Below are 7,526 nucleotides of genomic sequence, written 5' to 3'. Positions count from 1 at the left end.
GCGGGTGGCGGCGGGCCGCGGCGCGCCCCGGGCGGACCGGCCACCAGATGCCGCGGCCGAACAGCGCGGCCAGCGCGGGCACCAGCACCACCGACAGCAGGAAGGCGGACAGCAGGATGCCGAGCGCCAGCGCGAAGCCGACCTGACGGCTCGCCGGGGTGGCGGCGAGGGTGGCGAAGGAGCCCGCCAGCACCAGGCCCGCCGTCGCGATGGCCGGGGCGGTGTGCCGCACCGCCCGGGCCACGGCCGCGCGGGCCGGCCCCGGCTGCTCCATCTCCTCCCGGATCCGGTCGCTGATCAGGATGTTGTAGTCGGTGCCGAGCGCGACGACGAACAGGAAGAGCACCAGCGGGAGCGTGAAGTTGACGCCCGGCTTGTCCAGGCCGTGCTGGAAGAGCAGCGCCGAGGCGCCGAGCGTGGCCGCGAAGCAGAGGCCGACGGAGACCATCAGGACCACCGGCGCCAGCAGGCTGCGCAGCAGCATCAGCAGGATCAGCGCGATCAGCGCGGCCGCGACCGGGAAGACGAGCCGCAGGTCGTGGTCGACGGCCTTCGAGATGTCGGCGAAGACCGCCGGGGTGCCTCCGACATGGGCCGTCGTCCCGGCGGGCGTGTGCGCGGCGACGGCGGCCCACAGCGGCCCCGAGACCACGTCACGGGCCTGCTGGGACTGCGGGTCCGCGGTCAGGTAGAGGTCGATCCGGGCGGCCCGCCGGTCGTCGGCGAGGGCGGTCCCCGCCACCTGCCCCACGCCCGCGACCTGTCCGAGCGCGCGGGACAGGCCGTCGAACCGGTCCGCGCTGAGCGTGCCGCCGTCCTTGGCGGTGAGGTAGACGGTGGTCGGGTCCGACACACCGGCCGGCAGCGCGCGGGAGATCTCGGCCGCGGTGGCGGCGGCGGCCGTGCGCGGGCCTTCGGCGCCCTGGCCGTAGTCCATCCTGATCCCGACCGTCCCGAGGGCCAGCGCGCCCAGTGCGGCGACGGAGGCCACCGCCAGGGCCAGCGGCCGGCGCGCCACCAGGCCGCCCAGCCGGGCCGACACGCCCTCGCGCGGCCGACTCTGGAGCGCACGGGAGGGCCAGAACATCCCGCGTCCGCAGGCCGCCAGCAGGGCGGGCATCAGCGTCAGGCTGCCCAGCAGCATGACCAGGACCGAGACGGCGATGGCCGGGCCGAGCACCCGGAACTGCCCGAAGCTCGCCACCCCGAGCGTGGCGAAGGCGGCCACGATGGTCAGCGCCGCCGAGGTGATCGCCGTGCCCACCCGCCCCGAGACCTCCGCGGCCACGACCCGGACGGGCGTTTCGGGCCGCGCCCGCAGCTGCTCGCGGAAGCGGAACAGCAGGAACAGCAGGTAGTCGATCCCGATTCCGATCAGGACCACCTGGATCAGCGACGGGGTGCTCGGGTCGATCCTGATCCCGGTGAGCATCGCGGCGCCGACCACCGCGCCCAGTGCCACGCCACCGATCAGGGCGACCGCGAGCAGCGGCAGCAGGGCCGCCAGCACGCTGCGGAACACCAGCACGTTGAGCAGCACGATCAGCCCCATGGTGAGGGCTCCCATGACCTTCGCCATGGTCTTCCCGTCGTCCTTGGTGTCCACCGTGCCGGCCAGGCCGCCGGTGAAACCGGTGCGCAGCCCCGCGTCGTCGAACTGGGCCCGCGCCGAGTCCCGGAAGGCCCGGAAGAGGTCCTGCATCCCCGGCTCCTCGGGGTTGCCGACCAGCCCGACGGAGAGCAGCTCGAAGCTCTTGTCCGGTGCCACCATCGCCGGGGAGACCGCGGGGGTCTGCGAGTGGTCCCGCGCCAGGAAGGACGGCCCGTCCTCCTCCTTGGGCTTCGGCATGGTGACCCGCTGCCGGCCCAGCTTCTCGGCCAGGGTGCCGATCCGCTGGTGGTCCGCGGCGCTGAGCGGGCCGCCGTCCGAGCGGGCGACCAGCACGGTCACCGTGTCGGCGTCGGGCTTCACCCCGAACCTGTCCTCGGCGATCTTCAGGGCGGCGGCCGAGTCGTAGCTCGCGGGCAGGAAGTCGCCGACCCGGGTCTGCGTGACGCGGAAGATCAGCGCCCCGCTCAGGGCGGTCAGCGCGACACCCAGCACCGTCCAGAGGGCGATGACCTTCCATGGGTTTCTCGTCGAGAATCCGGTCAGGGCGCGGATCAAAGTGTTCTCCTGCGTATCGACTTGCGGGTGGACTCGGCACCGGGTTCCCGGCCGGTCTCCAGACGATCACGCGGCACCCCCCGGATTCGTCCGGGCACAGGATGAACGGAAGCGGGGCCCCAGGGTCCGGCAGCCGTCCGGGACCAGGACCGTGGTCCCGGTCCCGGACCCGCCTCAAGGGCCCCGTCGCGGCCGGTCGGCCGGTGCCAGAATGGGTCGATCACCACAGCCCGGCCGCGCCGCACCGGTCCGGCGGGCCACGAGCAGGGAGACGCACAGATGCGCCGGCGCCGACACCCCGAGCAGCCGATCTCCGGCGGGCCGCCGGCCTCCGACAGGCTGCCGGGCGCCGACAGGCCGAAGGGCGGCGACGCGTTGCCGTGGACGCGTGACGACGCGCTGGTCGCCGTCGCCGCGGCCGCCCTGGACCTGGTCGGCTACTCGCTCAGCAGCGTGAGTGGCGACGGTGGGCCCGGAGGCGGCGGTGCCACGGCGCTCGGCGTCGTCCTCATCGTGCTGCCGGCCCTGCCGCTGCTCTTCCGGCGCAGCCACCCGGTGTCGGCACTCGCGGCCGTACTGGCCCTGGGCGCGGCGGAGAACCTCTCCGCACCGCCGTCGACCCACTTCGGCTTCGCCCTCTCGGTGGCCCTGTACTCGGTGGCCAGGGTCCGCACCGCCCCGGTGACGGCGCTGATGTCCGGCGCGACGGCGGTGGTGACACTGCTGAACCAGAGCCACGGGCGGCTCCCCACGGGGGCGAACGTCCTCTCCGCCGTCCTCGCGGTCGCGGTCGTGGTCGGCACGGCCGTCGTGGTCAACCGCTGGCAGCAGCAGGTGGCGGCCCATCGCAGGCTGCTCGCCGACCGTGCGGTGGCCGAGGAACGACGCCGCATCGCACGGGAGTTGCACGACATCGTGGCCCACCACATCACCACCATGCAGCTGATGGCCGGCGGCGCCCGGGCCAACCTCGGGGGCGACACCGAGGTGGTCCGCGACGCCCTGGTGACCCTCGAGTCCTCCGGGCGGATGGCCCTGCGCGAGATGCGCCAACTCCTCGACGTCCTGCGGGCCGACGAGGAGCCCGAGACCGTGCCGAGCCCGCCCCAGCCCGGCACCGACGACCTCGACCGCATCGTCGACGAGTCCCGGCTGGCCGGCCTGCCGACCGAGTTCGAGGTCAGCGGCCGCCCGCGACCGCTGCCCCCGACGGTGGGCCTGACCGTCTTCCGGATCGTCCAGGAGTCCCTCACCAACACCCGCAAGCACGCCGGCCCGGCCAGTGCCCACGTCCGGCTGACGTACCGTCCGGACCGGGTCACCGTCGAGGTGCGCGACGACGGCGCGGGCACCGGGACGGGCCCGGCCGGGGCCGCGGGCGGAGCCACCGCCGGGGCGGCGGCCCGGACCGGGCACGGCCTGATCGGCATGCGCGAACGCGTCACGCTGCACGGCGGCACGCTGGAGACCGGCGGGCTCGCCACCGGCGGCTACCGGGTGGCCGCCAGCCTGCCGCTGGCCCCGGGCGAGGCGGAGGAGGCGCTCCGCTGATCCCGGCCCTCACTCCTCGCGGTGGACGTCCACCAGCACCTTGCCGATGGTCTCCCGCGCGGCCATCGCCCGGTGCGCCCCGGCCACCCCGGACAGCGGGACGGTCCGGTCGATCCGCGCCACCACCCGCTTCTCGGCGGCGAGCCGGAACAGGTGGTCGGCGACGCCCTCGAACAGTGCCCGGTCCGTCAGCACGTGCTTGAGCCAGAAGCCCTGGGCGCCCGCCGAGCGCTCGGTCAGCTCGCCCATCGTGAAGGCGTCCTCCACCCCGCCGCGCGCCCCGACCGACACCAGCCGCCCGAAGGGCGCCAGTCCGGCCAGCCCGGCGCGCAGCACCGGGCCGCCGACCGAGTCGAGGAACAGGTCCAGCCCGCCCGACTCCGCGAGCCGCCCGGCCAGGTCGGGGTCGGCCGGGTCGAGCACGGTGTCGGCGCCCAGCGAGAGCAGGTACTCCCGCTTCTCCGGGGTGGAGGACAGGGCGACCACCCGGCTCGCGCCCAGCTCCCTGGCCAGCTGCACCGCCAGGTGCCCGACCCCGCCGGCGGCCGCGCTCACCCCGACGGCGTCGCCCGGCCGCAGCCGCCCCGCCAGGGTCAGCGCGCCGTAGGCCGTCGCCCCCTGCTCCAGCAGCCCCAGCGCCTGCTCGTCGTCCACGCCGTCCGGCACCTCCACCGTGTGCGCCGCCTCGGGCGCGGCCACGTGGGCGTACCCGCCGCCGGTGCGCAGCAGCGCGACGACCCTCCGGCCGTCCTCACGGCGCCGCCCGACCACGTCGACGCCGAGCACCGCCGGCAGCGGGAACCTGAGGTACTCGCCGGTGCGGCACTCCAGGTCGGCGTAGTTGAGCCCGGCCAGGGTGACGTCGACCAGCACCCGGCCCGGGCCGGCCTCCGGTTCCGGCACCGTCTCGACGCTCAGCTCCTCCGGGCCGCCGTAGCGGTGGATCAGCGCGGCGCGCATCATTCCGTTCTCCTCCAGGTCGGGACTCATCCGGCGAACAGCGCGAGCAGGGCGCCCTCCAGGGCGCGGGCGGCCTCCGGGCCCTCGGCGACCGCGCAGTACATCACCGAGCCGTCGGCGGGCCCGAAGTCGGAGCTGAACAGCACGCCGGTGCCGCTCTCCCGGTCGAAGGCCAGCCCGGCCGCGCCGATCGCCGCCACCGCCTCGGCGAAGGACGGCACCTTGAGGCCGGCCAGCTCCAGGAGGTGGCGCGAGCCGCGGTGCTCGGGGCGCAGCAGGCGGCCGGCGTAGGCGTGGTGCAGGTGGCTGGAGCCGGTGAGCCGGGCGTTGGTCTCGTGGAAGTAGATCTCGCCCTCGGGGGTCAGCACGGCATCCGCGCTGACCGTGCCCCGGTAGCCGATCACCCGCAGCGCCTCGCACAGCCGGGCGGCCTCGCGGACGAGTTCGTCCCGCGCTCCGGCGTCCGGGGTGACCGGCGGGGTGATCTCCCCGACCACCACCGGCCGCATGACCATCTCGCCGCAGCCGGAGAGCACGGCGCCCGTGTCCCCGATGACGAACTCGGCGTACAGCGGCGCCGAGTCGGCGAAGTACCGCTCCACCACGACCCGCTGGCCGCGTCCGCCGGTCAGCCAGGTCCACCGCTCGGCCACGTACGCGGCCACCGCCGCCCGGTCCGGCAGCGGCACCACCCGCTCGGCGCCGACCGGCTCCACCTTCTCGTCCCGGGCGAGGATCTCGTTGCCGAGGCCGCCCGCCTGGTACTCGACCTTCACCATCACGCTGTGCCCCCGCGCCAGCAGGTCCTCGATCGCGGCCTCGACCTCCGCGGGCGAGCCGGCCACCCGCCCGGGCGGGATCGGCACCCCGGCGCCGGCGGCCAGCGCCCGGAACCCGGCCTTGCTGTTGACCAGGGCGTTGCCGCCCTGCGCGGCGAAGGTCCGGCCGGGCATGGCGTGCGCGATCCCGAGCGCGTCCGCCAGCTCGGCCACCGCGCCGTTCGGCGAGACGGCCAGCACCTCGTCGACGGCGCGCCCGTCCAGCGCGCGGCGCAGCTCGGCGCGGAAGCCCGGGTCGGCCAGCCGGTCGGCGGTGAGCACCTGGTCGCCGTGGGCGCCGGGCGGCGGCACCACGAAGGCCAGGCTGTCGGCCCGTACGCCGGTCAGCCCGGTGACGTACGCCAGGTACTCCGGGTCGGGGCCGCAGGGCAGCACCAGGACGTCCCCGTCCTCGGCCCACCAGAGCATCCGCTGCGCCCCGCACCCGGCGAACCGCAGCTCCGCCGGCGGCGTCCCGGCGAGGTCCCCGACCATCTCCTCGGTGCGGTTGTTCGCGATGCAGAGCGTCGTCATCTGGTGAACCCTTCCGGCCTTCGCCGCTGTTGCGGCCCTGGTCCCACGTGCGGCACGGGTGTGGCGTGCGCTACCGGTGTAGCGCACCGGGGTTGTTCTGGTTCGGCGCTCGGTCATTGAACAAAAGGCCGAACAACCGGCGGCCCTCCGGCCCGCGCCGGTCGCCCCCCGGAGCGGGCACCGCCCCAGCAGGGCGCACCGGCCCCAGGAGTACCGTGGGTGTGCTGTTCGACCGTCCCGGTCCGTCCGACCCGACCGGCCCGGCTCCATCCGCAGAGAGGGTACGAACTCCCATGACCACCACCGTCGCCGCCTACGCCGTACCGGCCCCCAAGGCCCCGCTGGAACGTACGACCATCGAGCGCCGCGCGGTCGGCGAGCACGACGTGCTGATCGACATCGCCTTCGCCGGCATCTGCCACTCCGACATCCACCAGGCCCACGAGGGCTGGGGCCGGGCGGTCTTCCCCATGGTGCCCGGGCACGAGATCGCGGGCGTCGTCGCCGAGGTCGGCCCCGGCGTCACCGGCTTCGCGGTCGGCGACCGGGTCGGCGTCGGCTGCATGGTCGACTCCTGCCGCACCTGCGACAACTGCCGGGCCGGCCTGGAGCAGTACTGCGACGAGGGCCCGGTGTGGACGTACAACGCCGTCGGCAAGGACGGCCGGCCCACGTACGGCGGCTACGCCAAGACCGTGGTCGTCGACGAGAACTACGTGGTCCGCGTCCCCGAGGCGCTGCCGCTGGACAAGGCCGCGCCGCTGCTGTGCGCGGGCATCACCACCTACTCCCCGCTGCGGCACTGGAACGCGGGCCCCGGGAAGCGGGTCGCCGTGGTGGGCCTCGGCGGGCTCGGCCACATGGGCGTGCAGATAGCCCACGCGCTCGGCGCCGAGGTCACCGTGCTGTCCCAGTCGCTGCGCAAGAAGGACGACGGCCTGCGGCTGGGCGCCGACCACTACTTCGCCACCAGCGACCCGGCGACCTTCCAGAGCCTCGCGGGCACCTTCGACCTCATCCTCAACACCGTCTCCGCGCCGATCGACTTCGCCGCCTACTTCTCCCTGCTGCGCACCGACGGGGCGATGGTCAACGTCGGCCTCCCGGAGGAGCCGCTGGAGGTCGACATCCGGGCGCTGGGCGGCCGGCGCCGCAGCATGAGCTCCTCGGGCATCGGCGGCATCGCCGAGACCCAGGAGATGCTGGACTTCTGCGCCGAGCACGGCGTGGCGGCCGAGATCGAGCTGATCGGCGCCGAGAGGATCAACGAGGCGTACGAGCGGGTCCTCTCCAGCGACGTCCGCTACCGCTTCGTCATCGACACCGCCACCATCTGACGACCGGCCGGGCCGGTCCGGACCCCTTCGGAGGGGCCGTGCGACCGATCCCGGCCACCGGGGCCGCCGGCCGCGTCGTCCGGCGGCACGCCGACCGCTTCACCGGCTGACGACGGCCACCCGCCGCCCCGGCCCCCGGGGGCCGGCGTCCGCACAGCC

At 75.0% G+C, this 7,526-nt stretch carries 5 protein-coding genes; 2 read left to right on the top strand and 3 right to left on the bottom strand.

All coding sequences use genetic code 11. The features are described from left to right. The coding region (locus ACWDCZ_RS37820) for an MMPL family transporter (protein WP_449818299.1) at positions 1-2,167 on the bottom strand (2,167 nt) is incomplete at its 3' end. A gap of 279 nt (positions 2,168-2,446) precedes the next feature. On the opposite strand from ACWDCZ_RS37820, the gene ACWDCZ_RS37815 reads away from it, so the two are divergent. Further along, positions 2,447-3,718, top strand: a complete 1,272-nt coding sequence (locus tag ACWDCZ_RS37815) for a sensor histidine kinase (RefSeq protein ID WP_449818298.1) — start codon at positions 2,447-2,449, stop codon at positions 3,716-3,718. A 9-nt stretch (positions 3,719-3,727) separates the two neighbouring features. On the opposite strand, the gene ACWDCZ_RS37810 is transcribed toward ACWDCZ_RS37815, so the two are convergent. Continuing rightward, on the bottom strand, positions 3,728-4,708 hold the full coding sequence (locus tag ACWDCZ_RS37810; RefSeq protein ID WP_259316347.1) for a quinone oxidoreductase family protein: 981 nt from the start codon (positions 4,706-4,708) through the stop codon (positions 3,728-3,730). Further along, entirely contained in the window at positions 4,705-6,030 is a 1,326-nt protein-coding gene (locus ACWDCZ_RS37805; RefSeq protein WP_449818297.1) for a preATP grasp domain-containing protein, read from the bottom strand. Before ACWDCZ_RS37805 ends, ACWDCZ_RS37810 begins: the two co-directional genes overlap by 4 nt. 293 nt (positions 6,031-6,323) lie before the next feature. Between ACWDCZ_RS37805 and ACWDCZ_RS37800 the strand changes: the two genes are divergently transcribed. Further along, on the top strand, positions 6,324-7,367 hold the full coding sequence (locus ACWDCZ_RS37800) for an NAD(P)-dependent alcohol dehydrogenase (protein WP_049651744.1): 1,044 nt from the start codon (positions 6,324-6,326) through the stop codon (positions 7,365-7,367). Positions 7,368-7,526 lie beyond the last annotated feature (159 nt).

The organism is Kitasatospora sp. NPDC001225, assembly GCF_053597855.1.
Note: the sequence above shows the minus strand (reverse complement) of the source record. Positions and strands in the feature narration are given on the sequence as shown.

What these genes read in the sequence shown, in the direction of transcription:
- ACWDCZ_RS37800 (WP_049651744.1), top strand. Translation starts at nt 6,324, where the DNA reads ATGACCACCACCGTCGCCGCCTACGCCGTACCGGCCCCCAAGGCCCCG.
- ACWDCZ_RS37815 (WP_449818298.1), top strand. Translation starts at nt 2,447, where the DNA reads ATGCGCCGGCGCCGACACCCCGAGCAGCCGATCTCCGGCGGGCCGCCG.
- ACWDCZ_RS37810 (WP_259316347.1), bottom strand. Translation starts at nt 4,708, where the DNA reads ATGAGTCCCGACCTGGAGGAGAACGGAATGATGCGCGCCGCGCTGATC.
- ACWDCZ_RS37805 (WP_449818297.1), bottom strand. Translation starts at nt 6,030, where the DNA reads ATGACGACGCTCTGCATCGCGAACAACCGCACCGAGGAGATGGTCGGG.